Genomic DNA, 24,667 nt, shown 5'->3' on the forward strand with positions numbered 1-24,667 from the left:
GCAAGATGGCCTGACGGGGATCTTCGAGGAGAGCGGATCATGGCGCCGATGCTGAGGCTCTGGATGGACGGGGTGGGCGGGCCGGGCTGGGCCGGCTGGCGGCGCGGCCGCTCGCTGGCGGCGCTGCTGCTGACCGCTCTCTGCCTGGCTGCGCTGGCCGGTTGCGCGAGCCTGCCGGCCAATGCCGGCCGCACCCCCAGCTACGCCGCCAAGGACACCAGCAACACGCTGCTGGCCCGCACCCTGGCGCCCCGGCTGGCGCAGAACCCCGGAAAGTCGATCTTCTATCCGCTCGGCGCCGGCCCGGACGCGCTGGCCGCCCGCATGGCGCTGGCGCGCGCCGCCCAGAAGACGCTGGACATCCAGTACTACATCTTCGACATCGACAACACCGGCAGCGTGCTGATGGGCGACCTGATCGACGCGGCCGACCGGGGCGTGCGCGTGCGCATCCTGATGGATGACATCCACACCGGCAAGCAGGACAAGACCTGGGCCGCCGTCGATTCCCACCCCAATATCGAGGTGCGCATCTTCAACCCGTTTGCCAGCCGCCGCGCGCGCTGGTTCGAACTGGCGTTTGACTTCGGCCGGCTCAACCGCCGCATGCACAACAAGCAGATGACGGTGGACAACCTCGTCACCATCGTCGGCGGGCGCAATATCGGCGACGCCTATTTCTCGGCCAAGCCGGACATGGATTTCAGCGACCTGGACGTGATGGTGGCCGGGCCCGCCGTGCCGGCCGCGAGCGCCGTGTTCGACGAATACTGGAACAGCGCGAGCGCCTACCCGGTGGCCACGCTGGTGCCGGAGGGCAAGGAGGCGCCGGCCGAGCTGCGCGCCTTCCGCAAGGCCATCGAGGCGCGCGGCGACCAGGTGCGCGCCAGCGAGTTCGTGCAGGAACTGCTCGACTCGGGGCTGGCGCGCGGGATCGAGCTCGGGCATCTGCCCGGCTACGTGGGCGGTGCGCGCATCATCGCGGACAAGGCCGACAAGGTGGAGGAAGACCCGGACGACCCAACCTCCCACGCCATTCCGCAGTTGCGCGCGATGATGGAAAAGGCAGAGCACGAGCTGGTGCTGGTGTCGCCGTATTTCGTGCCCGACGACGAGAACATGGCCTGGCTGGCCGGTATCGCCAAACGGGGGGTGAAGATCCGCGTGCTGACCAACTCGTTCGCCGCCACGGACGTGGCCGCCGTGCACGCCGGCTACGCGCCCCGGCGCAAGGCGCTGCTGCGGGCCGGCATCGAACTCTATGAACTGAAGCCCACCGCGAACGCCGAGCTGGCGCGCGGCCGGGCGCGCAAGAGCCGGATGTTCGCCTCCAGCCGCGCCAGCCTGCACGCCAAGACCTATGTGGTGGACCGGCGCCTGCTGTTCATCGGCTCCCTGAACCTGGACCCGCGCTCGATCAAGCTCAATACGGAGATGGGCGTGGTGCTGGACAGCCCCCCGCTGGCCGAGCGGCTGGTCAAGAGCATGGATGACGGCCTGCTCGACATCGCCTACAAGGTCGAACTGCGCAAAGGGGAGGGCGGCGGGGAGTCCATGACGTGGACCACGCGCGAGAAAGGCGAGGTTTCAACCGTGGAGAGCGAGCCCGACATGAGTGTGTGGCAGCACATGGGCATCGGCATCCTGCGGGTGCTGCCGGTGGAGGACCAGCTATAGGGATGGGGCGGATGGGGCGGATGGGGGGGAATCGGCCTCGGGCGGCTCGGAGGACTGGAGCAGATGCTCCTGAAGCCGTGACAGCTCCTGGGCGATGCCGCCCGGAAAGCCTTGCCGGCTCCCGCGCTTGTCGATCAGCAGGTCGGCCAGGAAGAGCGTGACCGGGGTCGGGTAGCCCTGCTGGCCGGCCAGCGCGGCAAGCTGATTGGCGATGCGCGGATAGGTGTGGAACAGCTCCAGGGGCCGCACCTCGCGCGGTAGCTGCGCGAGCCACTTCAGCGCGGCGGGCGTCAGCACCTGCGTGGCCGGGTCCGGCGGCTGGCGGGCGTCGCGCCAGTCCACGGTGCCGGTGCCGGTAGTCGGCACCTCGCCGTCGAGAATCTTCCTGGCTTCCTCGACGGAGACAAATTCAAACGAGATCGGGTCCATGGCAATCGGTGGCAAGACGGCACGGAATGCGCGCCGACACCGCATTCTATCGGCATCCCCTGCCGGAAAGTTGACGTCTTGTTGGCGAAAGTCAGCGCGGAAGTCAGCCCGAACGTCGGCGCGGAAGTCATGCGAGCGCGCCGCAATCCGCATGGCACCGGCCCGGCCGGTCGGCGACGATGAAAGCGTTGCCGGAGCCCATGATGACCTACACCCTGATGATCGAGAATGACTGCCTGCCCATGGCCTTGCGCGCCGGGGCCGAACTGGCCTGCGCCGGAGGCACGCTGTGGCTGACGCTGGAAGGCGCCCGGCCGCGGCGTTCGCCCGATATCGTGCTGGAGGCCGGGCAGCGGCACCGCGTGACCGAGGACGCCACCTATTTCCTGACCGCGCTGGGCCACGGCGCCGTGACCGTGTGCCGGGTGAGCGCCCCGCCTGCCCTGCCTACGCCGCCTACGCCGCCGCTACGGCCCCGGTGGCGCTGGCGCAGCCTGCCGCTGCGCTGAGGCGGGCGCCACCCGGGCGGCCTCGGCGCGAATCCAGGCGGCCACGCGCGCCACGTCTTCGCGCGGATGGTCGGTGGCGTGGATCAGCCAGAACGCGTTGGGGCTGCCCAGCGCGGCGCCGGGCATATCGACCACCGCCAGTTGCCCGCCGGCGATCAACGGCTGGATCAATTCGAGCCGCCCCAGCGCCACCCCCTGGCCGGCCAGCGCCGCGTGAATCATCTGGTCGTACTGGTTGAAGCGCAGGATGCCGCGCCGGCTGGCCTGCCGGTAGCCATGCGCGCCGAGCCAGTTGCGCCAGTGCAGCCAGGGGCGTGGATCGTCGAATTCGAGCAGGGGCAACTGGGCGAGCTCGGCGACGGTGGTCAGCCGGTGCGCGCCCAGCGACGGATGGGCAACCGGGGCGATGGTTTCATCGAACAGGCGGATGGCGTCTGCCGGGGCGTCGGCCTCGCGGCAATAGCGGATGGCGAGGTCGATGCCGTCCGCACGCAGGTCGCTGATCTGGTTGCTCGCGGAGAGCCGTACGTCGAGCTGCGGATGGGCGCGCTGCAGGCTGCCCAGGCGCGGCAGCAGCCACAGCCCGGCCACGCCGATGCTGGCCGTCACGGTCACCGGCTGGCGGCCATCGCGCCTGCGCAGTTCGCCGGCCACGTCCTGGAGCTGCTGCACGGCGCCGTCGGCGCTGCGGAACAGCCGCTCGCCCTCGGGCGTGAAGGCCACGCCGCGATGCTGGCGCACGAACAGGCGCACTTGCAGATGGTCTTCCAGCGCGCGGATCTGCCGGCTGACGGCGGACTGCGTCAGGCACAGGTCGTCGGCGGCCTGGGTGATGCTCATGCGCCGGCCAACGGCCACGAAGCCCTTGAGCAGATCGAGCGGGAACAGCCGGGCGAGCGGGACGGACATGGTGGGATGGGTGAAATGGTGTGCTGGGATTAAAGCACGGGAGAACCGCTGTTGCCATGAGCTGCACGCATGGCAGCAGGGCGGAAATGTCGCTTGAACCGGCGCCGCCGATCGCCTGAAATAGAACGACCGTGCGACCCGATCGCCATCTTTTCCGGACCCCATCGCCATGACCAGTCACCCCACGTCCCATGCCGGCACCGCATTGCCGCCCTGGTGGCGCACCGCCTGGTTCCTGCTGCTGGCCGGCGGGCTCGTGATGGGGCTGGCGCTGGGCGCTCGGCACGTGCAGGGCCTGTTCATGCTGCCGATCATCACGGACCGGGGCTGGACGCGCGAAACCTTTGCCTTCGCCATGGCCGTGCAGAACCTCACCTGGGGGCTGGCCCAGCCGTTCACCGGCATGGTGGCAGACCGCTTCGGCTCGGCCCGGGTGATGCTGGCCGGCCTGGCGCTGTACGCGGCGGGCCTGTTCCTGATGGCGCAGGCGGCCACGCCGGCGGCGTTCGTCTGGTCAGCGGGGCTGTGCGTGGGCGTGGCGCTGTCCGGCACCACCTTCGGCGTGGTCTATGGCGCCTTGAGCCGGATGATTGCGCCGGCGCAGCGCAGCCGGGCGCTGGGGCTGGCCGGGGCGATGGGCGGCATTGGCCAGTTCCTGCTGGTGCCGGGCGCGCAGGCCATGATCCTCCAGGCGGGCTGGCGCGGCGCGCTGCTGATCCTGGCCGTGACCGCCGCCGCCATGCTGCCGCTGGCGCTGCCGTTCCAGGACCGGGCACAGCCGGCTGGCGGCGCCGGGGTCGGAGGCGGAGGCGGAGGAGTTGGCGGCGCCCAGCCGCCGCTGCTTGGGGCGGTGCGCGAGGCCTTCCGCCATTCCGGCTTCTGGCTGCTCAACCTCGGCTTCCTCGCATGTGGCTTTCAGTTGGCTTTTATCGCCAATCACCTGCCGGCCTACCTGCGCGACAAGGGCATGCAGCCGTCCGAGGGCATGGCCGCGCTGGCGGTCATCGCGCTGGCCAATATCGCCGGGACGTACTGGTTCGGCGTGCTGGGCGGCCGGCATTCGCGCAAGTATCTGCTGGCCGGTATCTATTTAGTACGGACGGCGGCGATGGCGCTGTTCGTGCTGCTGCCGCTCAGCGCCGCTACGCTCTACGGGTTTGCGGCGGTGATGGGCTTCCTCTGGCTCGGCACCGTGCCGCTGACCAGCGGCATCGTCTCGCAGGTCTTCGGGGTGCGCTATATCACCACGCTGTTCGGCTTTGTGTTCTTCGGCCACCAGTTGGGCTCGTTCCTGGGGGTCTGGCTGGGCGGGGTGGTGTTCGAGGCCACGCGCTCGTACGACCTGGTGTGGATGGGGGCCATGGCGCTCGGCGTGGTGGCGGCCGCGCTGCACTGGCCGATCGACGACCGGGAGATTGTCCGCGCGGGCTGGCCGCAGCCGCAGCGCTGAGTTCAGCCGGCTGGGCTATGCTTGGCATGGACTCTGGAGACATGCCATGCCCATCCCGTTTTCCGTGCGCGCCGCCCGCGTCGCGCTCCTGGCCGCCCTCGCCGCCGTGGCCGCCGTGGTCCTGGCCGGTTGCGCCACGCTCCAGCCGGTGCAGACCGCCCAGTCGATGCTCGGCAGCCCGCAAAGCGCGGTGCGCGAGACCTTCGGCAACCCGACCGAGACCTACCAGCTGGCGGACGGCACCCAGCGCTGGATCTATTCCAAGCAGCCCTATGGCTACGAGGTCTACGCCGCGGACTTCGACGCCGCCGGCAAGCTGACCGGCTTCCGCCAGACCCTGACCGAGAAGGAGATCTACGAGGCGCGCCCCGGGGTCTGGACCAAGCGCGACATCGCCGAGCGCTTCGGCCTGCCGCGCGAGCCGGTGCAGTACTTCACCCTGATGAAGCGGGAGGCGTGGAGCTACCGGATGTACATGGCCGGCAACCTGCCGGCGCACTTCAGCGCCTATTTCGACGACGCCGGCGTGCTGGATCGCACCATGATCATCATGGACTCGCGTGGCGGGGACCGCAGCCGCTCCAAGTAAGTGGGGGGCGATGGGGTGGCGCCCCGGCTAGCCCCTATAATGGGGCGCCTCCGCCATGTCGGGCGCGGCGGCTCTTCATCAGGTTCCCCGCCGTTCTCATGCCCTCGTACCCTCTTGTCCTTTGCCTGACCATAGCCGTGGTGTGCAGCGTGGGCATGGTTATCGCCACCTGGCCGCGCCGCGACGATCCCACGATCAAGGCTTTCCTCGTGCTGGCCGGCGGCGTGGCGATCTGGAGCGGCGGGCGGCTCCTGGAAGTCAGTTCGGCCGACCTGGCCGGACGCATCTTCTGGGCCAAGGCCCAGTACGTCGGTATCGTGATGGTGCCCATCGGCTGGCTGGTGGCGATGATCCACCTGAGCCGGCCGCGCTACGTGGTGCCGTGGTCGCGGCTGTGGCTGCCGGTGCTGGCGGCGGTGGTGTCCGTGGTGCTGGTGCTGACCAACGAGCGGCATCACCTGATCTGGACGCGCATCGACCTGATGCCGGCCGGGGTCTCGCCGGGCGCCATCTTCCACCATGGCCCCGGCTACGTGGTGGTGGCGGCGTGGACCTATTTCATGCTGCTGCTGAGCCTGGTCTTCCTGCTTACGGCGGAGGTGCCCAATGCGGCGCTGACGCGTTGGGGCCGGGCCATCGTGGCCAGCAGCCTGACCCTGCCGCTGCTGACCCACATGGCCTACCTGCAGCGCTGGACCAGCCCGCTGGGCGGCGACCTGACCCCGGCCACGTTCTCCCTGATGACGGTGGTGGTCTGGATCTGCGCGCTGCGCACCCATCTGGATGACATCGGCCACTACGCGCGGCTGCGTGTGTTCGACACGATTGGCGATGGCTGCGTGATCGTCGACGCGAAGGGGCACATCGTCGAGTTCAACCCGGCCGCCGTGCGGCTGGTGCCCGACCTGCGCCGGGGGCAGCCGATGCCGGCCGTGTGGGACGAGGCGCTGCGCCAGCCGCGCGAGGCGGGGGCCGGCGACGGCGCCGTCCCCTACATTCCCCAGGACGCGCACTACGAAGTGACGGCGGAGCCGGTGATGCGGCTGGACGGCAAACGCATCGGCACGCTGGTCTTCATGCGCGACATCAGCCGCTACCAGTCGCGCGAACTGGCGCTGACGGCCCAGCTCGGCCAGACCGAGGCGCGGCTCTCGCGCGTGGAGGCGGACCTCGACATCGACGCGTTGACCGGCATTCCGAACCGGCGCTTCTTCCAGCGCGAGTCCCTGCTGGCCGTGACCCGGGCCTTCGAGGCGAACGCGCCGATCGGGCTGCTGATTCTCGACGTGGACCTCTTCAAGCAATACAACGACCTGTACGGCCACCCCTGCGGCGACGACTGCCTGCGCCGGGTGGCCACCGCGCTGACCAGCGTGCTGGCGGGGGAGCAGTTCTGCGCGCGGCTGGGCGGCGAGGAGTTCGCGGTGGTGCTGCCGGATGCATCGCAGGACGAGACGCGCAACGTGGCGCGCCGCATGGTGGCGGCGGTGCGCGACCTGGAGATCCCGCACAACGGCACGCCGGTGCAGCCCTTCGTCACAATCAGCGTGGGCGCAGCCTGCGCGGTGCCGGACGCGCCACGGCTGGAGCCGCTGCTGCACCGGGCGGACAGCGCGATGTACCAGGCCAAGCGCGCCGGGCGCAATCGCTTCGTTCAGGATGGGAAGATCTACATGGGCCTGCAGGCGTAGTGGCACGCGCGGGGGCTTGCAAAATCCGCAAGGTCATGTAGAATGCGCCGCTCACCTTGCCCAGGTGGCGGAATTGGTAGACGCACTAGGTTCAGGTCCTAGCGGTGGCAACACTGTGGAGGTTCGAGTCCTCTCCTGGGCACCAAAGTTTCAGCAAAAAAGCCCGCGACGAAAGTCGCGGGCTTTTTTGCTTCCTGCGATCGATCAGCCCTCGCCAGCCAGTGCCAGGCCCGCCCGCACCGTCGCGCGCTCGCCTGCCGCCTGCCGGATGACATCGCCCACCATCTCGGCCGTCACTGCCGACAACGTCCACCCCAGATGCCCGTGCCCCGTGTTGTAGAACACGTTGGCCTGCCGCCCGCGCCCCACGCGCGGCATCATGTTCGGCATCATCGGCCGCAGCCCCGCCCACGGCACCACGCTGCGCGTGCTCACGCCGGGGAAGCAGGTGTTGACCCAGTCGATCAGCGGGCGGATGCGGTCCGCGCGGATGTCGCGGTCGATGCCGTTGAACTCGGCCGTGCCGGCCACGCGGAAGCGGTCCACGCCGAGCCGGCTGGTCACGAGCTTGGTCTCGTCGTCGAGCAGGCTGACCGTAGGGGCCGCAGCCTGGCTGGCGGCGTCGGGCAGGTTCACCGTGATCGAATAGCCCTTCACCGGGTAGATGTTCACGCGGTCGCCCAGTTGCGCGGCGAACTGCCGGCTGGCCACCCCGGCGCAGACCACCACGGCGTCGAAGGTCGTCGACGTGGTTGCGGTGCCCTGCGCGCCGTCGCGGACGGTGATGGTGGCCCTGCGGCCGTCCGACGTGACCGTCTGCACATCCTGGCTGTAGCGCGTGACCACGCCGAGCCGCTGGGCCGCCGCGGCCAGGCCGGAGGTGAACTTGTGGATGTCGCCGGTGGCGTCGCTCTCGGTGTAGTAGCCGCCGTAGTACTGGCCGGCCAGTGTCGGTTCGATCGCACGCATCTCCTCGGGCGTGACCGCGCGGCGCGGCAGGCCGCCCTCGGCCAGCAGGCGGGAGACCTCGCCGGCATGGTCGAAGCCCGCCTTGTCCCGGTAGATATGGAGGATGCCCTGCCGCTTGAGGTCGAAGTCGATGCCTTCCGCCTCGGCCCAGCCGAACAGGTGCGCCCGGGCGGCGATGGCCAGCCGGGCGGTCTCGATCGTGTTCGCCCGGTAGTGCGGCATGGCGGCGATGAATTCGGCGAACCAGCTCAGCTTGTGCCAGGTGGGGCGGGGGTTCACCAGCAGTGGGGCGTCGTTGCGCAGCATCCACTTGATGCCCTTCACCAGCGTGGAGCGGTGGGTCCAGACCTCGGCGTTCGATGCGGAGAGCTGGCCGCCATTGGCGAACGAGGTTTCCATGGCCGCGTAGCGATGGCGCTCGAGCAGCGTGACCGCGAAACCACGTTTGGCGAGGGCGTAAGCGGTCGTCACGCCGGTGATGCCACCGCCGATGACTGCGATTGTCTTCATGTTGTCAGGTCTTCCAGGACGTCGTGGATGGGGGGTACGTGGCGCACCATGCGCGACGCACGCCCCCTCTGTCCTTGACCTGAGAGATTCACGATGCGCGCGGGCGCATCGCTTGCTCCTTCGGTACCGTCGGCTGACGCGAGCCGGGGTTCTTCAGAGTGCAATGGCGTTACCGGTCCTTTGGCCTGAGAGTTTCCGGGGCGGTTGCTCCTTCGGCGCCGGCCTGCCGGGCGGCAGGCACAGTCTCTCCCGATAACGCGGGTAAAACAGGTACGACGGGGGCACTATGCCACGGGGATCGCTGCTCCGGCAACCCCGGCTAGTCGAGGTTGCGTGGCTTGCGGCCGGTAATCATCGCCCCGATCAGGTTTTCCTTGCCGGCCACGCTGGCAACGATGGCCACCAGCGCGTGCACCGCCACCAGCCCGAGCAGCGTGTTGGAGAGCCAGCGATGGATGTCGATGGGCCAGTCCTCGCCCCAGAACGGGTCGAGGCGGGAGAGCCAGCCGGTGACGGCGAGCAGCAGGATCAGCGTCCACATCGCCAGCATCATCACCGCGCCGAGCGGCGTGTGGCTGATGAAGCGCGGCGCGCGGCGCCGGGCCATGGCCCGGGCATGGACCAGCACACCGGCAGGGCGCGGCAGCCAGGCGCGGAAGCGCGCGTGTTCGCTGCCGATGAAGCCCCAGAGGATGCGGAACAGCACGAGTCCGGCGGCCACGTAGCCCAGCAGGCGGTGCATCTGGTCGCCGGAATCGTCGATGATGTCGTAGCACACAATGGCCGCCACGCTCCAATGCGTGAGCCGCACCACCCCGTCCCAGACGCGGAGCGTGGCGACTTCGCGCAGCTGGCTAGCCGGGACCGACATGTTTACTTCTCGATCTCGGACTTCACGATGTCGAGCGTCTTCGTGTCGAAGTAGATCTCGGCCTTCTTGCCGTCCTTGGTGGTGCCGTAGATCTCGTAGCAGTTGCCGTCCACCTTGAATTTCTTGATGTTGTAGCCCTGGGCGGCGATCTTGGCCTTGGCGTCGGCCTCGGGCATCCATTCGGACTTCGGATGCTTGTCGCACTTGGCGCCCGCGAGCGCACCCGTGGAAAACGCACCGGCGATGAGAAGGACGGCGACTTTCAGCATTGCAACTCCCACAAGACACCCCATTCGGGGCGGATGCGGGAATCGTACGCGGTAACACGAATTATTATCAATCAATGTTTTCCCCAGCCTTGAGTCTCAAGCGGCAGGATTGTTCGTGCTGTGGGACAATCCGGCCGTGCCCGGAGGCACGCGAAGACCAAGGTGTTTCATGAAATCGATCGACTGGAAAGACTGGGAAATCTTCTGCCGCGTAGTGGAAGGGGGCGGCTTCACGCAGGGGGCCGAACTGGCGGAAGTGCCCAAGTCATCGGCCAGCGCAGCGGTTGCCCGGCTGGAAACCCAGCTTGGCGTGCGCCTCTTCGAGCGCACCACGCGGCGCGTGCGCGTGACCCAGCGCGGCCAGCAGCTCTATGACCGTGTGGCGCCGCTGTTCGGCGAGCTGCGCGAGATCAGCGCGGAGGCCGCCTCGGTGAGCGCCGAGGTCAGCGGCACGCTGCGCATCGCCACACCTTACGAGGTGGGTTCGCAGCACCTCTCGGCCTCGCTTTCGAGGTTGCTCAAGCTGCACCCGTCGCTGCACGTGGAACTCGACATGAGCTGGGACCAGCCCGACCTGATCCGCCACGGCTACGACCTCGCCTTCGTCATGACCGACACCAACCTCCACGACAGTTCGTTCGCGAGCAAGCGCGTGGTGCTGATCGAGCGTGCGTTCTATGCAGCACCCGCGCTGATCCGCGAGCACGGCCTGCCGCGCGCGCCGCAGGACCTGAAGGGCTGGCCGACGCTGGGCAACCTCGACGACGTGCAATGGGAATTCCTGCGCGACGGCGTGGAAACCTTCGCCATGGATGTTTCGCCGCGTATCTCCACGCATAACGCCGAAGTCCGCCTCAAGGCCGCGCTGGACGGGCTGGGCGTGGCGCGCATGTCGCCGCGCTTCGTGCACGAACATCTGGTACACGGCCAACTGGTGCGCGTGCTGCCCGGCTATACGTCATCCCCGCTGAAGGTGTACGTGCTGATGCCGGCCCGCAAGCTGATGCCGCCGAGCGTGCGGGCCTTCCTCACCGTGCTGGAAGAGACGCTGGGCGTGCCGGAGACCCGGCGCCCGGCGCCGCGTGCCAAGGCGCTGGCGGAAGCCACCGACATTGCCAACACGCCGGACGATGACGGCGGCGCCGTGGTGATCGGGCTCGACTGAGTTCCCGGGCGGGCCGGGAGCTCAGTAGGGCTGGTCGCCGGGGCGGATGTCGAAGCCGAGCGTGTCGGCGATCTCGAGTATCTCTTCGTCGTCCTCGCTGCGCGTGATCCAGCCGCCGTAGGCGTCGCCGCCGGTATCCCAGTTCCAGAGCGTGTAGCCGGCCATGCGCAGCTGCGTGGCGACGATCTCCATCAGCTCGGGCACGCTCGTGCCTTCCAGGAAGTCCTCGTCCTCGGTGTCCTCGGTGCCCCAGTCCACCTCGAGGTCGATCCGCTCGCAAAGCTGGTTCAGGCAGCCGATAAAGGACTCGGCGTCTTTCCAGTCGACGTAGTAGCCGGATTCCCAGTCGATGATGTCCTTGACCTGCCAGAGCAGGCCGGCGGCATCGATCTCGTCTTCCTCGGCGTCTTCCAGCGCTTCCTCGAACAGCGAGAACTGCCGGCTGGTCTGGGCGCTATCCCCGAGGTTGATCAGCGCGAACAGCCGGCTGATGGCGTCTTGCGCGTCGTCGTCCAGTTCAATTGCCATCTGCTCCTCCTCTGGCTTTGGTATTCATATCACTCATGCGGCCACGTTCACGATTTCGCGCTGGCCGCGGGGCGTCACGCGCAGGGCGCGCGACGTGTCCGTACGCTCGATCCACCCGCGTGCCAGCAGGCTTTCGAGCAGCGCCGCGCCGAGCGCCCCGCCCAGATGAGGCTTGCGCTCGCTCCAGTCCGGGCAGGTGCAGGCAAACTGCCGGCGCTTGCGGCGGGTGGCGCCCAGGTCGATGCCAAGCTGCCCCATCGCCTCCGCGCCGGGGGCGCTGAGGTCGACGGTGCTGCCCGACACGATCAGCCAGCCCGCTTCGGACATTCGTTCGAAAAGACCCACCGCAAGTTCCCCGGCCAGATGGTCATAGCAGGTGCGCGCCTGCCGCAGCGCCGGCGGCGCGGTGCGGGAAACCGGCACGGCACGCAGGCGCGGTGGCTGGCTGGCCAGCGACGCCGACGCAAGTGCCTCGATCGCCACGCCAATTTCAGGCGTGGCCAGCCGGTAGTAGCGATTGCGCCCGCGCGTTTCCACGGCCAGCAGCCCGCCTTCGGACATGCGGGCCAGATGGCCACTGGTGGAGGAGGCCGACAGCCCGGCAATCATCGCCAGTTCGCCGGCAGGCCGGGCGCTGCCATCCATCAGCGCCCACAACATGGCCGCACGGCCGGGATCGGCCAGCAGGCCGGCAAGCTGGCTGATACCAGGAGCGTATTCCATAGTTCAGTGCGCAGTGAAATGACGGATGCATTATATAGCGATGTGGGCGCAACTGACCTTGCGCATTAAAGAACTTGCAAAACATTAAGTGCTTGCGAAATGTATTCGCGCAGATGGGTTCCTGGCGCTTTCGGGGCTCGCTCGCAAGGCGCGCATTGCACGAATCTGCCCCTATATCTCTCGCATCCCTTTCCGAGGTGCCACTTCGCCAGGTTGGGGAAGAGGGTCCCCTAGGGGATGAAGTTTCATTGCTTCAGCCCATCACCGGCGCCTTCCCGCGAACAGTCCTGCACGGCGAGAGCTTCTGCCTTTCACGACGTTGCTCAGGCGGATCGCTTCGTACTTGACCTGACTGCGCCTCGGCGGATCGCCTTCCGCGAGTTGGTTCTTCTCGAAGTGCGTCATGAAGTGAGGCATTGCTGGCGGCCCAGGCAAGGGTGAAAAAATCTGGGCCTGTACACAGCCAGCACACGGGATGTACCCAGTGCTGAAGCATCCGTGGGGAGAGTTTGTTTATTCCTTCAGCGGTGTAACGGAAGTCAAGGCTGGGGCCGAGCGTGAACATCTATTCGCCCTTCTCGGTGAGCCGGGCGGACCGCATAGAGCGGTCGAACAGAGGGGTGTCGAAAACGAGCGTTTATCGAGTTAGTCAATTTTTGCACCGCTTTGGGCGATCAGGTCGACATTCAGTTTGCCTTCCTGCGCGGCGAAGACCTTGAATGAATCGGGAGAAGCCGATGGTGCCGCCTCCTCGCCGCGGCCGGCGAGTTGCTTTTGGACCGATTGTTCTCGCAGGACCTTGGCGCTTGCCGTAAAGAGGTGTTGGACAATCGCCGGAGCCGTTCCCTTGGTGACAAAAAGTCCATACCAGTTGGACAGTTCGTAACCCGGTACGCCCGCCTCTGCGATAGTGGGATAGTTCGGCATCACGGTGGAGCGCTTTGCCGATGTCACCGCAAGGGGATTCAGCTTTCCTGCATCAATGAGCGGTTGGACCGAAGCAGGCGTGGCAAAGCTCAATTGCGCATCTCCGGCAGCAACAGCCTGGCCAGATTGGGCACCGCCCTTGTACGGAACGTGCGTCATGCTGATGCCTGCCATCTTGGCGAAATGCACGGCTGCAAGATGCGTGATGACGCCGTTTCCACTCGACGAGTAGTTGAGCCCCCCGGGCGCCTGGCGCGCTCTCTGAAGCAGCTCGCCCGTGCTCTTGATGCCGCTGTTCTTTCCGGCAACCAGGAGGAGGGGGGCAGTCGTCAGTTGAGTGACAGGGACAAAGTCCGCCGGCGTGTAGCGCAGGTTCTTGTAAAGCGCGTTGTCACCTCCCATCAGGCTGGCGCCGCCAATGTACAGCGTGTAGCCATCCGCAGGCGACTTTGCGACGTAGTCGGCTGCGATAGTGGTGCCGGCGCCGGGGCGATTGTCGACGACGACAGGCTGTTTCAGTTCTTTGGAAAGGGCTTCACCATAGATCCGTGCGATGGTGTCCGCCGCGCCTCCAGGCGGAAATCCGATGACCAGCCGGATGGGCTTGCTCGGATACGGTTCCTGAGCAATGGCCGAGTTGGCCGGAAGCAGCGTGTAGGCCGATACTGCCGACAGGGTGCTCAATACCGTAAACAACTGTCGTGCACGTGTGCTTGATTCCATAGCGTCTCCTCTCTATTTATAGTGTGCCGGTCTGGTGTCGACCCTGCCGGCTGCGTGACTATGTTGCGTGTCTCGCTTTATCTTCCCCGAAACACGGGGCGGCGTTTTTCCCCGAAGGCCCGACGTCCTTCTGCGTAATCCTCGCTTTGCGCAGCACGGTCTACCAGGGCTTGAACGGCTTCCTCGGTCAGATTTGGATCGGCCGTAGCCAGCCCGTTCAAGATTGCCTTGGCGCCGCTAATGGAGAGTGGCGCGTTGTCAGCGAGGACGGCGGCCGAGGCGCGCGTCTTCGCCAGAACATCGTCTGCGACTTCGTCGATGAGGCCAATCCGACGACTCTCTGCGACATCGAGCCGGTCACCGGAGAAGAGGATACGTTTGGCATTGGAGATGCCAACCAGCTCGAACAGCCGACGCGTACCTTTGAGGCCGTAGACAATGGACAGGCGAGCGGCTGGAATGGAGAGTTGGGCCTCCGGGACCGCGTAGCGGAAGTCGCACGCCATCGCGAGGTTTACTGCACCCCCCACGCAAAAGCCGTTGATGGCAGCAATGGTCGGTTTCGAGACGTTTTCGATGGCGTCGCAGCAGCCGTCGACGGCGTCCTCGTAGGTCACGACCTGCTCGGGGTTGGAGCGCACAGTCGCAAATTCGGCGATGTCCGCTCCAGCGCAGAAGCTGGGCCCGCCTCCGGTCAGCGCGATGACCCGGACATCGTCTCGTGCGTCGAGTTGAGCCATCGTGTTCCCAATTGCCCGCCACATGGCAAGCGTCAGCGCGTTTCGTTTCTCTGGGCGCTCGATGGACAGAATTGCGAGGCCGTTCTCCACGCGCAGCTTGAGGTCTTCATGGAGGGCAAGGGAGCCGGCATTGCCTTCTGATGTGTGGCTGAGTTCGGTTCTCATGGTGTCTCCATTCAGGACGGAATTGCTTCGGTAACTTCCGCAGCCGAAATGCGGCGGCCGGTCTCTGTCTGAAACACCGCTCCGCTGGAGACGAGCTTGTCGATTTCTTCCTCGGAGAATTGGAACTCACGAAGAATATCCGCGCTGTCTTCGCCGACTCGGGGCGGCGCGCTCTTGGCAACGTGTGTCGTTCCGTTGAACAGAATCGGCAATCCGAGCGCACGCATGGTTTTGCCCTCAGGCCCCTCGACGTCTACAACCATGCGGACCGCCCGTGCCTGCTCATGCTCCAGTGCCTGGCCGACATCGTTCACGGGCCCGGCCGGGATGGATGCTGCGTCGAATCGCTCGAGCCACGAGGCAAGCGTGTCGCTGGCCAACACCTCTTCAATAAGGGCGGCGAGGATCTTTCGGTTGGAATGGCGGATTTCCGAGCTATCAAAGCGCGGGTCAGTTTTCCATTCCGGATGCCCCAGCACGTCTGCGATGCGTTCCCAGTTTGCTTGGTTGGCCCCTCCGATGGCCATCCGGCCATCGGCACAGCGGAAGACTTGATATGGGGCGACAATAGGATGAGCCGTGCCGGATGGCGTCGGGACGATGCGGTGCGAAAAATACCCTGCGGCATACCAGTAGAGCTGCTGCATTGAAGCCTGCAGGAGGGAGGTGTCTACTCGCTGGCCTTTGCCCGTGCGCAGACGATGGATGTATGCAGCCAGAATTCCGACTGCGGCCAGAACGCCTGCATTCACGTCGGCGATCGAGATACCTGGCTTGACTGGCTCGCCGCCTTCTTCACCAGTAACACTGATGAGGCCGCTGAACGCCTGGAGAATCAGGTCGAACCCGCCTTTACTGGCCAGCGGGCCTTCGCGTCCGTATCCTGTAACCGAACAGTAGATGAGAGCAGAGTTCACCTCTTTGAGGACGTCGTAGCCCAGCCCGAGCCGCTCCATCACGCCAAGTCGAAAGTTCTCCGTGAGAACGTCTGCCTGCGCGACCATGCGCAACAGAGCAGCTTTTCCCTCGGGAGACTTGAAATTGATGCCGATGGACCGCTTGCCGCGGTTCAGCATCATGAACGATGGGGGGAGCCCACTATCGCCTTCTCGGCGGTAGTTTCGCGAATCGTCGCCCGCCGGGAATTTCTCGACCTTGTAGACCTCGGCTCCCATGTCGGCAAGCATCAGACCACACGTTGGACCAGCCATAATCTGCGACAGCTCCAGCACTTTCACGCCATGCAGCGGCCGTTCGAACTGCTCGTCTCCTGCGTTCATCTCCAATCCTTTTTGTCGTTTTGCCTAGGCGCCTTCTTCTTTGGCAGCCAGGCGATGCGCCCAGTATAAGAACGCTCTCAAACGAAAAAAAATATGGAATTGGGATCGCTCGATAGGAAATTACGATGGACCTGCCAGTGGCCCCTCTGGCAGCAGCTTGGCTCCCAGCCAATTTCCGTTGTCCAGGAGCTCTTTCAGGATGGCAAGTGTTGTCGCGACCACTACCTCCGCTGCGCGGCTCAAGGGCAGGGCGTCGGATACGCAAAGGGAAATCTCGCGGTCCAGGCGGTATCCGGCAATCGGAAGGGCGGTGATGCGGGTCTGGCGCTGGACGTCGTCGGAGAGGGCGGACCAAGGCAGCACGGTCCAGCCCAGGTTGGCGGCGACCAGGCGAATAAGCATGTCTGTCGCGCTGACCTCGCTGACGAGGCGGAATTTGAGCCGCTTGTCCAGCAGCGCTGCTTCGACCCGTTGTCGGATCGTGCTCGGGGCGCTCGGAAGAATCAGTGGGCTGTCCGCCAATTCCTTAAGTTTCAAGGTCTGGCGGCCTTGCACTGCGCTTTGGGGAAGGACGGCGTAAAGGGCTTCAGTAAATAGAGGAGTGATTTTTGCGCCACGTCTCGGTTGGGCGTCCACCGCGATGGCGATATCGAGCTTCCCGGCGGCCACAAGATCTACGAGCTCCGCGCTGGGCCGCTCAACAATCTCAAGCAGGATCCCGCCACTCGACAGCAATTCCCGCACTAACGGCTCAGCCAGCATCTTGCCGGCGCTTCCCGGGATGCCAATGGCCGTTCGCCCAGTTGGATGGGCGACTTCCTGGGAGACGGCCTGGCGTACGTCCTCATGCTGGCGGAGCAGCGATTTGGCGTAGCCATATAGGACTTCGCCGGAACTCGTTAGCCGCGCGCCGTATACCCCGCGATCCAGCAGCCGCGCTCCCAATTCGGTTTCCAGGTTGATGATTTGCTGGCTCAAGGCTGGCTGAGCAATGCGCAATGCCTCCGATGCCCGCGTCATGTTGCCTAGCTCGGCAATCTTTACGAAGTACTTGAGCTGCTTGAATTCCATGGTTACTGGCCGTCTCCGTGACGACGATGCCTTGTGTCAATCCATAAGCCTACGCGATGGAGTCATTGTTATTCAATATTTTTCCTCGATTGATCTGCTCCCTATACTGCGCCCACAGACAAGTCCGCTGCTGCACCCACTATGCGGACAACAAGAAAGGAGACGCTTCATGACCGCCAGTATTGATGGCTCCGTTGCCGATGCGCCCGCCGCAGCACAAGACCAGTCGCAACGGCGGGTTGTCCTTGCATCCTCCCTTGGTACCATGTTTGAGTGGTACGACTTTTTCCTTGCTGGCTCTCTGGCTGCGCAGATCTCGGCCAACATCTTTTCCGGCGTAAATCCGACGGCTGGGTTCATATTCACGCTGCTCAGCTTTGCCGCCGGCTTCGCAGTTCGCCCCTTCGGCGCACTCGTCTTCGGTCGAATTGGAGACATCGTCGGGCGCAAGTACACCTTCATGGTGACCATTGCACTGATGGGCGTTGCCACCTTCGCCATCGGCTTGCTGCCCGGCTACGCACAGATCGGCATGGCTTCGCCGATACTGTTTGTCGCCATGCGTATGCTGCAGGGATTGGCGCTCGGCGGTGAATACGGTGGAGCCGTCGTCTACGCACGTTATCTGTTAGGCGAGGAGACGTTCACCGCATGGGGCTGGCGCATTCCGTTTTTGTTCTCCCTCTTGCTGCTGCTCATTTCCCTGCGAATCCGCCTGACGCTTCATGAGTCGCCCGAGTTCGAGAGGATGAAGCGGGAAGGCGCGACGTCGAAAGCACCAATTTCGGAAGCCTTCGGGCAGTGGAAGAACCTCCGTATCGTCCTGCTGGCGCTTTTTGGGATGGTAATGGGCCAGGCCGTCGTGTGGTACGCAGGCCAGTTCTACACCATGTTCTTCCTTACCCAGACGCTCAAGGTAGATGGCGGTACCGCGAACCTTCTCATCATCGCCGCGACTATTGTCACGACACCGTTCTACGTGATTTTCGGCAAACTGTCGGATCGGATTGGCCGTAAGCCCGTGTTCATGTCCGGGTGTCTGCTTGCTGCCTTGTTCTTCTTTCCGTTGTTCAAGGCCCTCACGCACTACGCTAATCCGGCGCTGGAGCGTTCGCAGCAATCGGCGCCGATTGCAGTACGCGCTGACCCAGCGACCTGTAGCTTCCAGTTCAACCCGGTGGGGACCGCGGAGTTCAAGAGTTCTTGTGATATTGCCCGTGCCGCCATTGCCAAGGCCGGCCTGAACTACACCTCGGTCCCATCACAGCCTGGCCAGCCAGCCCAAATCGTTGTTGGTCACATTGCAATTGAGAGCTTCGATGGCGGTACGGCTCAGGACGGTGCGAAGACTAAGGCGTTGAATGCATCGCTGAGCAAGGCACTGGCCGATAGTGGGTATCATGTTGGCCCGGCAGATCCCTCCCAGATCAACAAGCCGATGACGGTGCTTGTCCTTATCGCCTTGATGCTGTTTGGCACGATGACCTATGGCCCCATCGCGGCGATGCTGGTGGAATTGTTCCCCTCACGCATTCGGTACACGGCGATGTCCTTGCCGTATCACGTAGGTATTGGTTGGTTTGGTGGATTTTTGCCGGCCACCACCTTCGCGATCTCGGCCGCAGTAGGTGACATTTACGCGGGACTTTGGTACCCGGTTGCCCTGGCAGCCGCCTGCTTCCTCATCTGCGCAGTCTTTGTCAGGGAAAGCAAGGGCATTAACATCTACTCTGCCAGCCAACCGCGCTGATCTTGAAAAACACATATTGGCGAGACAACATCATGCAGTTTGCGGATTCTCAAGGTGTGAAGCTCTTCGTCCAATCGACTGGATCCGGCACGCCTATCGTCTTTGTCCATGAGTTTGCGGGCGACTACCGCAACTATGACGACCAAGTTCGCTTCTTTGGCCCCCACTTCCGGTGCATTACTTTCAATGCCCGGGGATACCCCCCGTCCGATGTCCCCGCAAATGTGGAACAGTACGGCCAGACGTTCGCGGTGGAGGATATCGCGAGCGTCATGCGCTGGGCCGGGGTAGAAAACGCCCACATTGTGGGCGTGTCGATGGGCGGCTATGCCACCTTGAATTTTGGCCTGACGTACCCAGAAAAGGCCCGGTCTCTCACGCTAGTGGGCGCGGGACATGGGTCTGACCCCGCCCGCCGGGAGCAGTTCCTGCGTGATAGCGGTGAACTTGCCGACCGTCTCGTGAACCTTGGGATGGAGCAGGGCATCGTTCACTATGCCAACAGCACCATTCGTCGTCGCTTCAAAGAGAAGAATCCCAAGGGATTCGATCAATTCAATCGCCAGTTCGCCGAACATTCGGCGCTGGGCTCCTCGCTGACTACTCGCGGCTATCAGATGCGACGGCAGACCATCTATGAGCTGGAAGCGAAGATGCGCGAACTGCGGGTGCCGACGCTCATCGTCACCGGCGATGACGACGAGCCCTGCATTGAACCGGCCCTGTTCATGAAGCGCACCATTCCCGATGCGCGCCTTTGGATCGTTCCGCGAACTACGCATGCAGTGAACCTGGAAGAGCCGGAAGCGTTCAACCGGGTGGTCTTCGATTTCATGATGTCGGCTGACAGGAACAGGTAGGAGCACGGCGATGGATCTGCATTTGAAAGGTAAGTCGGTCCTCATCACAGGCGGAAGTCGCGGAATTGGGCTTGCCTGTGCCAGCACTTTCGCGGCAGAGGGTGCGAGTGTCACCATCGCGGGTTCGTCGGCCGACTCGACTGCGCGGGCGCAACGTGAACTGGCAGACAAGCAAAGCATAAATGTCGCGACATTTGTCGGCGACCTGTCGCTACCGGAAGTGCGTCAGGCCCTCGAGGCGCGTCTGGACGAGGTTGACATCCTGGTCAACAACGCAGGTGCGATTCCTGGTGGCGGCTTGACAGCGATGACCGACACTCAATGGCGCGAAGCGTGGGAGCTAAAGGTCTTCGGTTACATCGAAACCACCAGGATGGCTCTTCCCAAGATGATGGAAAGAGGGTCTGGGGTCATTGTCAACGTCATCGGAATTGCGGCGGAGATGCCGCGATACGACTATCTGTGTGGAGCAACCGGTAACGCTGCGTTGTCGACGTTTACCCGGGCCGTGGGCGCTCATGCGACATCCCGCGGCGTGCGAGTGGTCGGCGTACACCCCGGTCCGACGGAGACTGACCGACTCGTAGAGCTTTACAAGGCGAGGGCGAAGGAGAAATTTGCCGACGAATCGCGCTGGCAGGAAATGCTCCAGCATCTTCCTTTCGGAAGAGCTGCGTACGCAAGCGAAATGGCAGACCTAGTGGTCTTCCTGGCGTCGGAGCGCGCCTCGTACCTCAGTGGCGTAGTCGTCGACGCAGACGGAGGGGCTCGGTATGCGTGATGCGACTCGTGCGGACTACCCCCACTTGGCGAGTGTACAGACACGCTGGATGGACAATGACGTCTACGGGCACGTCAATAACGTGACCTATTACAGCTACTTCGATACCGCCGTAAACCAATACCTCATCGAACGCGGGGTGCTTGATACTCATGGCGGACGCGTGGTTGGCCTCGTCGTCGATACCGGCTGTTCGTATTTCCGATCCCTTGCGTTTCCGGACCGGCTGCAGATCGGTGTTCGGGTGTCGAAGTTGGGCAACTCAAGTGTCCGATATGAGGTGGCGGTGTTCCGCGAGGGGGAGGAAGTCGTCTGCGCTGCCGGCCACTTTGTCCACGTCTATGTGGACCGCAAATCGAACCGGCCGGTGTCAGTACCCAACGAAACGCGTCAAGCGTTGTCGCACCTGCTCTGCAAAGCCACCGCCTAGTCGGTTGGACCCGGGCATTGTGGCGGACGAACGCCAGACTTCGGCTTACGAAAGACAGTGGCCGGCGCAGCGCATCTGCAGCGTTCTGACCGCATTTGTTGCGGGCGTCGCTGGTCTGCTGTTCACCGGTACAGCGGGCGCCCATGGCGGCGGCCTGGATGCCGATGGATGCCACATGGTTTGCGGGTCATAGACATCACAATCAGTCTTTGCAGCATTGCGTGGATCGGAATTCGGCAGGGGTTGACGGTTTGGGGAACTCGCCTACAGGCTGCCCCAATATCGAGGCACCTGCTCAGTGGTGATGAACTCGCTACGATCCGAATGGCACCCGTCATGCTGCTGATGTGGGTGTTCTTCTTCAATGAGCAAACAGTTCGCGGAGCCGTTTTCACCTATGCGCCGTCGCTGATTCTGACTTGCGAGAAGCTCGAACGGAGACCTACGCAAACAATGATCGGCGGCTGCGATCTATGACGCCGCCAATGACGTCAACGCGGCGGGAGAGAGCGGCCACAAGTTGTCCGCTTTCCTGATTGGTGACTACTTCTTCTCCAAACGGACCGACACGTGCGTCGCGGCGACCTACAACACCTTTGCCGACCAGGTGGCTTTGCGGAGTGCACCGCTCTGGGGTCGTACCGCAACCGCTTGATAAGGTCTTCCGCGGGTCCACTGTTCCAGCGAGAACGAACCGAGGCGGAGAACCGCAGCTCCTACGCCAATCGCAGATCCCGCAACATATCAAGGACGTGTTGCGTGGAACGCTCAACATACCCCGCACGATGTGCAATGCCGAGCCGACGCCACAACGCCGGGCGCAGCGGACGCATGACAATGCGTTTGTCGGGCGATGGCGCGGTCGCCTCATGGGGCAACAGCGCGGCGCCGTAACCTGCCGCTACCAGACTCTTGATCGCGTCGTTGTAGTTGAGCTGAATGCGAGGCGCGGGATGATACCCCCCGGTCGCAAACCACTCCATAGTCAGGCGTGAAAGACGCGTGGTCGCGTCATTGAGAATGAGAGGTCGGGCAGCGAGCCATTCAGGTGTGACGCGGGCCGGGCACTGCCAATGCGCCGGTACAAAGGCCATCACGGGGTCGCGCCTCCAAGGCTTGATCACGAGTCCGGCCACCGGGGGCTGGGGCAGAGCGACCAGTCCAACGTCCAGCGTCCCATCCGCCAGTCGGGACAACGTTTCATGTGAAGTCAGCACTGCAACTTGAATGTCGATAGCGGGATGGTGCTGGCGCAGCACTTCAAGCGCTTGCGGCAACAGGTGCGCGATCGCGCCAGTCGACGCACCGAGCCGCACGCGCCCCTCGAGCCCCTGCACCTGGCGTTGAATATCGTCTAACGCCCGCTCCGTATCGGCCAACAGTCGGCGCGCGCGCTCCACCAGCACCTCTCCTATCGCCGACGGCTTGACATGTCCGCGCTTCCTTGACAGGAGTGGAGCCCCAATGCGTTCTTCAAGCTCGGCGATATGGAGGCTAACCGTTGGTGGCGCCAGGTGCAATGCACGCGCCGCCTCGGCAAAAGATCCGCGGTCTGCAATGGCGACCAGAGTGCGCAAGCGGTCCAGGCTGATCTCTCGCATGTCGGCGTCCAAGTTCAGGAAAACTGAATGTTCAGGTTATGAAATTCAACTTTCTATATTGTAGCGGCCCATGAATCATAAGGGCTCGTTCTTCGTTTTGCTTCTCGCAACCCACAGTCAGCGGAGTATTTCACGTATGAGCTCTCCCGTTGTTTTCATCGACGGCGACCAAGGCACCACCGGGTTGCTAATCCACGAACGGCTGCGTAACCGGACCGACATCAGACTCATCACGCTTGCTGCTGCGGAGCGCAAGGATTTGCGGCGTCGCGCAGAAGCCATCAACGCCTGCGACATCGCCATCCTCTGTCTGCCGGATGCCGCCGCGCGCGAGGCAGTGGCCACGATTGTCAATCCTGCGGTTCGAGTCATCGACGCAAGCTCCGCCCACCGTACCCGGCCGGACTGGACGTACGGATTTCCGGAGATGATGGCGGGGCAGGCTGAGAGCATCGCAAACGCACGTCGGGTCACCAACCCCGGGTGCTATCCGACCGGTGCGATTGGCCTGCTGCGTCCGTTAGTGCAGGCTGGGCTCATACCGGGCGATTACCCCATCAGCATTCATGCGGTATCCGGCTACTCCGGACGCGGACGCGCCGGCGTGGCGGAATATGAGGGACCGGGAGCCTCCAACGCGCCTTCATACCAGGTCTATGGCCTGGAACTCGCGCACAAGCACACGCCGGAGATCCAGCAGCACGCCGGGCTCGCGCAGCCTCCCATTTTCGTTCCTGCATACGGAGCGTTCCGCCAGGGCATCGTGCTGACCGTGCCGCTGGCGCTGCGCCTGCTGGCACCTGGCGTGAATGGCGACACGTTACATGCCTGCCTCGCGCGCCATTATTCCGGGGCGGACCACGTACATGTCTTGCCGCTGGAAGAGTCGCGCGTCCTGACGCACCTGGATCCGCAAATGCTCAACGGTACGAACGACATGCGCTTGAGCGTATTTCCTGGCATGGAGTACGGGCACGTCCTCCTGTCTGCGGTGTTCGATAATCTTGGGAAGGGCGCATCCGGCGCCGCGATTCAAAACCTGAACCTGATGCTTGCGTAGCAATCGACACCGATGCACCTCAGTCCTCGGTCTCAAAGCGCGCCACGATGGCATCGATCATCGCCCGAACCCTTGCGGTATGACGGAGGTCCTGGTGGGTGACCAGCCAGACTTCGTAGGCTGATCCCCGCGAAAGTTCGGGCCAGATCCTTACCAGCCCATCCCGCTCGCCCATATGCACCGGCACCTCGCCAATGCCGATGTCGGCACGGATCATCGCGCGCAGCATCAGGCTTGAGTGCACGCTGGCGACGATGCGCCCCGCATGTATAGGCTCGCCCACCAGCGTGGGCCGGCTGTTGCCTGACAGGAACGGCTGGTACAGCACGAGATCGTGTCCCGACAATCCCGTGCCACGTTCGGGCCCGCCGTGGCGCCTCAGGTAATGCTCCGTTGCATAGAGCCCCACGCGCCAGCGGGCCAGCCGTCGCGCCACCAGGTCGGGACTCTCTGGCTTCTGCGTACGAATGGCGATATCCGATTCGCGCCGAGCGAGGCTGAGCATCTGCGTGGAGGTGCTCAACTGCACCCTGACGTCCGGATGCTCAGCATGCAAGCTGGCAATTGCAGGGATCACGAACGCGAGTGCAAGCGAATCAGTCGTGGTCACCCTCACCTCACCCGCCAGCCGATTGTCCACACCCTGTGCCTGCCTGGCCAGTTCATGCGCGGACTGCTCCATCTTCTCCGCTGCCTTCAGGACGCTCTCGCCTGCAGGTGTGAGGGCATAGCCATCCGACGCGCGAAAGAACAAGGTGGCGTTCAATGCGTGCTCAAGCGCGGCAATGCGCCGTCCTACCGTAGCCTGGTCCAGCCCCACTACCTTGGCGGCCTTGCGCAGCGTGCGTTCACGCTGCACCGCAAGGAAAACCCGTGCGTCATCCCAATTCATGCTGTCGGCCCTGTGATGCGTTTTTGCATTCGAGAAGCTGAATATTGCCGCACCAGTTCATCGGTGCGCAACTCTATACTCGCTGCCAATGGCCGGAC

Annotated in this window: 24 protein-coding genes, 1 tRNA gene and 1 riboswitch; of the genes, 12 read left to right on the plus strand and 13 right to left on the minus strand. The window is 64.2% G+C overall.

Annotated elements, in window-relative coordinates; translation table 11 throughout:
- The first annotated feature begins 39 nt into the window (after positions 1-39).
- Entirely contained in the window at positions 40-1,677 is a 1,638-nt protein-coding gene (locus KHO18_RS09880) for a phospholipase D family protein (RefSeq protein WP_244844672.1), read from the plus strand.
- Here KHO18_RS09880 and KHO18_RS09885 read toward each other — a convergent pair.
- Positions 1,672-2,106 carry a hypothetical protein gene (locus KHO18_RS09885; protein WP_211943096.1) on the minus strand — a complete coding sequence of 145 codons (435 nt, stop codon included), beginning with the start codon at positions 2,104-2,106 and terminating at the stop codon, positions 1,672-1,674. The genes KHO18_RS09880 and KHO18_RS09885 overlap by 6 nt on opposite strands.
- A gap of 200 nt (positions 2,107-2,306) precedes the next feature.
- Here KHO18_RS09885 and KHO18_RS09890 point away from each other — a divergent pair, with 200 nt between their 5' ends.
- Entirely contained in the window at positions 2,307-2,615 is a 309-nt protein-coding gene (locus KHO18_RS09890) for a DUF2917 domain-containing protein (RefSeq protein WP_244844674.1), read from the plus strand.
- Here the strand turns inward: KHO18_RS09890 and KHO18_RS09895 are convergent.
- Positions 2,574-3,524 carry a LysR substrate-binding domain-containing protein gene (locus tag KHO18_RS09895; protein WP_144197683.1) on the minus strand — a complete coding sequence of 317 codons (951 nt, stop codon included), beginning with the start codon at positions 3,522-3,524 and terminating at the stop codon, positions 2,574-2,576. The genes KHO18_RS09890 and KHO18_RS09895 overlap by 42 nt on opposite strands.
- Before the next feature lie 169 nt (positions 3,525-3,693).
- On the opposite strand from KHO18_RS09895, the gene KHO18_RS09900 reads away from it, so the two are divergent.
- The 4 genes from KHO18_RS09900 (at position 3,694) to KHO18_RS09915 (ending at position 7,399) form a co-directional block, all read left to right on the plus strand.
- On the plus strand, positions 3,694-4,974 hold the full coding sequence (locus tag KHO18_RS09900; protein ID WP_144197684.1) for an MFS transporter: 1,281 nt from the start codon (positions 3,694-3,696) through the stop codon (positions 4,972-4,974).
- Positions 4,975-5,020: 46 nt separating this feature from the next.
- Positions 5,021-5,563, plus strand: a complete 543-nt coding sequence (locus KHO18_RS09905) for a hypothetical protein (protein WP_211943097.1) — start codon at positions 5,021-5,023, stop codon at positions 5,561-5,563.
- Positions 5,564-5,661: 98 nt separating this feature from the next.
- Positions 5,662-7,254: a GGDEF domain-containing protein gene (locus KHO18_RS09910; protein WP_144197686.1), complete on the plus strand. Its 1,593-nt coding sequence runs from the start codon at positions 5,662-5,664 to the stop codon at positions 7,252-7,254.
- Between the two features lie 58 nt (positions 7,255-7,312).
- A tRNA-Leu gene (locus KHO18_RS09915) sits at positions 7,313-7,399 on the plus strand.
- A gap of 59 nt (positions 7,400-7,458) precedes the next feature.
- On the opposite strand, the gene KHO18_RS09920 is transcribed toward KHO18_RS09915, so the two are convergent.
- From KHO18_RS09920 to KHO18_RS09930, 3 genes are all read right to left on the minus strand, one after another.
- Positions 7,459-8,733, minus strand: coding sequence for a D-amino acid dehydrogenase (locus KHO18_RS09920; RefSeq protein ID WP_144197687.1), 1,275 nt, complete (start codon positions 8,731-8,733; stop codon positions 7,459-7,461).
- Positions 8,734-8,896: 163 nt separating this feature from the next.
- Positions 8,897-8,995, minus strand: a riboswitch (glycine riboswitch).
- A 57-nt stretch (positions 8,996-9,052) separates the two neighbouring features.
- A complete protein-coding gene (locus KHO18_RS09925; protein WP_144197688.1) occupies positions 9,053-9,604 on the minus strand; it encodes a cytochrome b/b6 domain-containing protein in 552 nt (183 codons plus the stop codon).
- 2 nt (positions 9,605-9,606) lie between these two features.
- Positions 9,607-9,873, minus strand: a complete 267-nt coding sequence (locus KHO18_RS09930) for a PepSY domain-containing protein (RefSeq protein ID WP_144197689.1) — start codon at positions 9,871-9,873, stop codon at positions 9,607-9,609.
- 169 nt (positions 9,874-10,042) lie between these two features.
- Here KHO18_RS09930 and KHO18_RS09935 point away from each other — a divergent pair, with 169 nt between their 5' ends.
- Positions 10,043-11,038, plus strand: a complete 996-nt coding sequence (locus tag KHO18_RS09935; protein WP_144197690.1) for a LysR family transcriptional regulator — start codon at positions 10,043-10,045, stop codon at positions 11,036-11,038.
- 21 nt (positions 11,039-11,059) lie between these two features.
- Here the strand turns inward: KHO18_RS09935 and KHO18_RS09940 are convergent, their stop codons facing one another.
- The 6 genes from KHO18_RS09940 to KHO18_RS09965 all read right to left on the minus strand — a co-directional run bounded on the left by KHO18_RS09940 (position 11,060) and on the right by KHO18_RS09965 (position 17,195).
- Positions 11,060-11,566, minus strand: a complete 507-nt coding sequence (locus KHO18_RS09940; RefSeq protein ID WP_144197691.1) for a DUF6630 family protein — start codon at positions 11,564-11,566, stop codon at positions 11,060-11,062.
- 33 nt (positions 11,567-11,599) lie between these two features.
- The gene (locus KHO18_RS09945; protein WP_144197692.1) at positions 11,600-12,289 is read right to left on the minus strand and encodes an ArsR/SmtB family transcription factor; all 690 of its coding nucleotides are present in this window, start codon (positions 12,287-12,289) and stop codon (positions 11,600-11,602) included.
- A gap of 645 nt (positions 12,290-12,934) precedes the next feature.
- Positions 12,935-13,939: a tripartite tricarboxylate transporter substrate binding protein gene (locus tag KHO18_RS09950; RefSeq protein ID WP_144197693.1), complete on the minus strand. Its 1,005-nt coding sequence runs from the start codon at positions 13,937-13,939 to the stop codon at positions 12,935-12,937.
- A 77-nt stretch (positions 13,940-14,016) separates the two neighbouring features.
- The gene (locus tag KHO18_RS09955; RefSeq protein WP_211943098.1) at positions 14,017-14,844 is read right to left on the minus strand and encodes an enoyl-CoA hydratase-related protein; all 828 of its coding nucleotides are present in this window, start codon (positions 14,842-14,844) and stop codon (positions 14,017-14,019) included.
- An 11-nt stretch (positions 14,845-14,855) separates the two neighbouring features.
- A complete protein-coding gene (locus KHO18_RS09960) occupies positions 14,856-16,124 on the minus strand; it encodes a CaiB/BaiF CoA transferase family protein (RefSeq protein ID WP_211943099.1) in 1,269 nt (422 codons plus the stop codon).
- A gap of 120 nt (positions 16,125-16,244) precedes the next feature.
- A complete protein-coding gene (locus tag KHO18_RS09965) occupies positions 16,245-17,195 on the minus strand; it encodes a LysR substrate-binding domain-containing protein (RefSeq protein ID WP_144197696.1) in 951 nt (316 codons plus the stop codon).
- A 169-nt stretch (positions 17,196-17,364) separates the two neighbouring features.
- On the opposite strand from KHO18_RS09965, the gene KHO18_RS09970 reads away from it, so the two are divergent.
- From KHO18_RS09970 to KHO18_RS09985, 4 genes are read left to right on the plus strand one after another with little or no spacing between them, the layout of a single operon-like run.
- Entirely contained in the window at positions 17,365-18,945 is a 1,581-nt protein-coding gene (locus KHO18_RS09970; protein WP_211943100.1) for an MFS transporter, read from the plus strand.
- 32 nt (positions 18,946-18,977) lie between these two features.
- A complete protein-coding gene (locus KHO18_RS09975; protein ID WP_144197698.1) occupies positions 18,978-19,805 on the plus strand; it encodes an alpha/beta fold hydrolase in 828 nt (275 codons plus the stop codon).
- A gap of 10 nt (positions 19,806-19,815) precedes the next feature.
- The gene (locus tag KHO18_RS09980; protein ID WP_144197699.1) at positions 19,816-20,586 is read left to right on the plus strand and encodes a short-chain dehydrogenase/reductase; all 771 of its coding nucleotides are present in this window, start codon (positions 19,816-19,818) and stop codon (positions 20,584-20,586) included.
- Positions 20,579-21,016, plus strand: coding sequence for an acyl-CoA thioesterase (locus KHO18_RS09985; RefSeq protein ID WP_144197700.1), 438 nt, complete (start codon positions 20,579-20,581; stop codon positions 21,014-21,016). The genes KHO18_RS09980 and KHO18_RS09985 overlap by 8 nt, the downstream gene beginning before the upstream one ends.
- Positions 21,017-21,732: 716 nt before the next feature.
- Here the strand turns inward: KHO18_RS09985 and KHO18_RS09990 are convergent.
- Entirely contained in the window at positions 21,733-22,617 is an 885-nt protein-coding gene (locus tag KHO18_RS09990) for a LysR family transcriptional regulator (RefSeq protein WP_144197701.1), read from the minus strand.
- Between the two features lie 136 nt (positions 22,618-22,753).
- On the opposite strand from KHO18_RS09990, the gene argC reads away from it, so the two are divergent.
- A complete protein-coding gene (argC, locus tag KHO18_RS09995; protein WP_211943101.1) occupies positions 22,754-23,677 on the plus strand; it encodes an N-acetyl-gamma-glutamyl-phosphate reductase in 924 nt (307 codons plus the stop codon).
- A 19-nt stretch (positions 23,678-23,696) separates the two neighbouring features.
- Here argC and KHO18_RS10000 read toward each other — a convergent pair whose 3' ends face one another.
- Positions 23,697-24,569, minus strand: coding sequence for a LysR family transcriptional regulator (locus KHO18_RS10000; RefSeq protein ID WP_211943102.1), 873 nt, complete (start codon positions 24,567-24,569; stop codon positions 23,697-23,699).
- Between the last annotated feature and the right edge of the window lie 98 nt (positions 24,570-24,667).

It is taken from the genome of Cupriavidus campinensis (assembly GCF_905397395.1).
Taxonomy (GTDB): domain Bacteria; phylum Pseudomonadota; class Gammaproteobacteria; order Burkholderiales; family Burkholderiaceae; genus Cupriavidus; species Cupriavidus campinensis.

Coding starts and splice junctions, on each gene's coding strand:
- KHO18_RS09880 (WP_244844672.1), top strand. CDS start 40: ATGGCGCCGATGCTGAGGCTCTGGATGGACGGGGTGGGCGGGCCGGGC.
- KHO18_RS09885 (WP_211943096.1), bottom strand. CDS start 2,106: ATGGACCCGATCTCGTTTGAATTTGTCTCCGTCGAGGAAGCCAGGAAG.
- KHO18_RS09890 (WP_244844674.1), top strand. CDS start 2,307: ATGATGACCTACACCCTGATGATCGAGAATGACTGCCTGCCCATGGCC.
- KHO18_RS09895 (WP_144197683.1), bottom strand. CDS start 3,524: ATGTCCGTCCCGCTCGCCCGGCTGTTCCCGCTCGATCTGCTCAAGGGC.
- KHO18_RS09900 (WP_144197684.1), top strand. CDS start 3,694: ATGACCAGTCACCCCACGTCCCATGCCGGCACCGCATTGCCGCCCTGG.
- KHO18_RS09905 (WP_211943097.1), top strand. CDS start 5,021: ATGCCCATCCCGTTTTCCGTGCGCGCCGCCCGCGTCGCGCTCCTGGCC.
- KHO18_RS09910 (WP_144197686.1), top strand. CDS start 5,662: ATGCCCTCGTACCCTCTTGTCCTTTGCCTGACCATAGCCGTGGTGTGC.
- KHO18_RS09920 (WP_144197687.1), bottom strand. CDS start 8,733: ATGAAGACAATCGCAGTCATCGGCGGTGGCATCACCGGCGTGACGACC.
- KHO18_RS09925 (WP_144197688.1), bottom strand. CDS start 9,604: ATGTCGGTCCCGGCTAGCCAGCTGCGCGAAGTCGCCACGCTCCGCGTC.
- KHO18_RS09930 (WP_144197689.1), bottom strand. CDS start 9,873: ATGCTGAAAGTCGCCGTCCTTCTCATCGCCGGTGCGTTTTCCACGGGT.
- KHO18_RS09935 (WP_144197690.1), top strand. CDS start 10,043: ATGAAATCGATCGACTGGAAAGACTGGGAAATCTTCTGCCGCGTAGTG.
- KHO18_RS09940 (WP_144197691.1), bottom strand. CDS start 11,566: ATGGCAATTGAACTGGACGACGACGCGCAAGACGCCATCAGCCGGCTG.
- KHO18_RS09945 (WP_144197692.1), bottom strand. CDS start 12,289: ATGGAATACGCTCCTGGTATCAGCCAGCTTGCCGGCCTGCTGGCCGAT.
- KHO18_RS09950 (WP_144197693.1), bottom strand. CDS start 13,939: ATGGAATCAAGCACACGTGCACGACAGTTGTTTACGGTATTGAGCACC.
- KHO18_RS09955 (WP_211943098.1), bottom strand. CDS start 14,844: ATGAGAACCGAACTCAGCCACACATCAGAAGGCAATGCCGGCTCCCTT.
- KHO18_RS09960 (WP_211943099.1), bottom strand. CDS start 16,124: ATGAACGCAGGAGACGAGCAGTTCGAACGGCCGCTGCATGGCGTGAAA.
- KHO18_RS09965 (WP_144197696.1), bottom strand. CDS start 17,195: ATGGAATTCAAGCAGCTCAAGTACTTCGTAAAGATTGCCGAGCTAGGC.
- KHO18_RS09970 (WP_211943100.1), top strand. CDS start 17,365: ATGACCGCCAGTATTGATGGCTCCGTTGCCGATGCGCCCGCCGCAGCA.
- KHO18_RS09975 (WP_144197698.1), top strand. CDS start 18,978: ATGCAGTTTGCGGATTCTCAAGGTGTGAAGCTCTTCGTCCAATCGACT.
- KHO18_RS09980 (WP_144197699.1), top strand. CDS start 19,816: ATGGATCTGCATTTGAAAGGTAAGTCGGTCCTCATCACAGGCGGAAGT.
- KHO18_RS09985 (WP_144197700.1), top strand. CDS start 20,579: ATGCGTGATGCGACTCGTGCGGACTACCCCCACTTGGCGAGTGTACAG.
- KHO18_RS09990 (WP_144197701.1), bottom strand. CDS start 22,617: ATGCGAGAGATCAGCCTGGACCGCTTGCGCACTCTGGTCGCCATTGCA.
- argC (WP_211943101.1), top strand. CDS start 22,754: ATGAGCTCTCCCGTTGTTTTCATCGACGGCGACCAAGGCACCACCGGG.
- KHO18_RS10000 (WP_211943102.1), bottom strand. CDS start 24,569: ATGAATTGGGATGACGCACGGGTTTTCCTTGCGGTGCAGCGTGAACGC.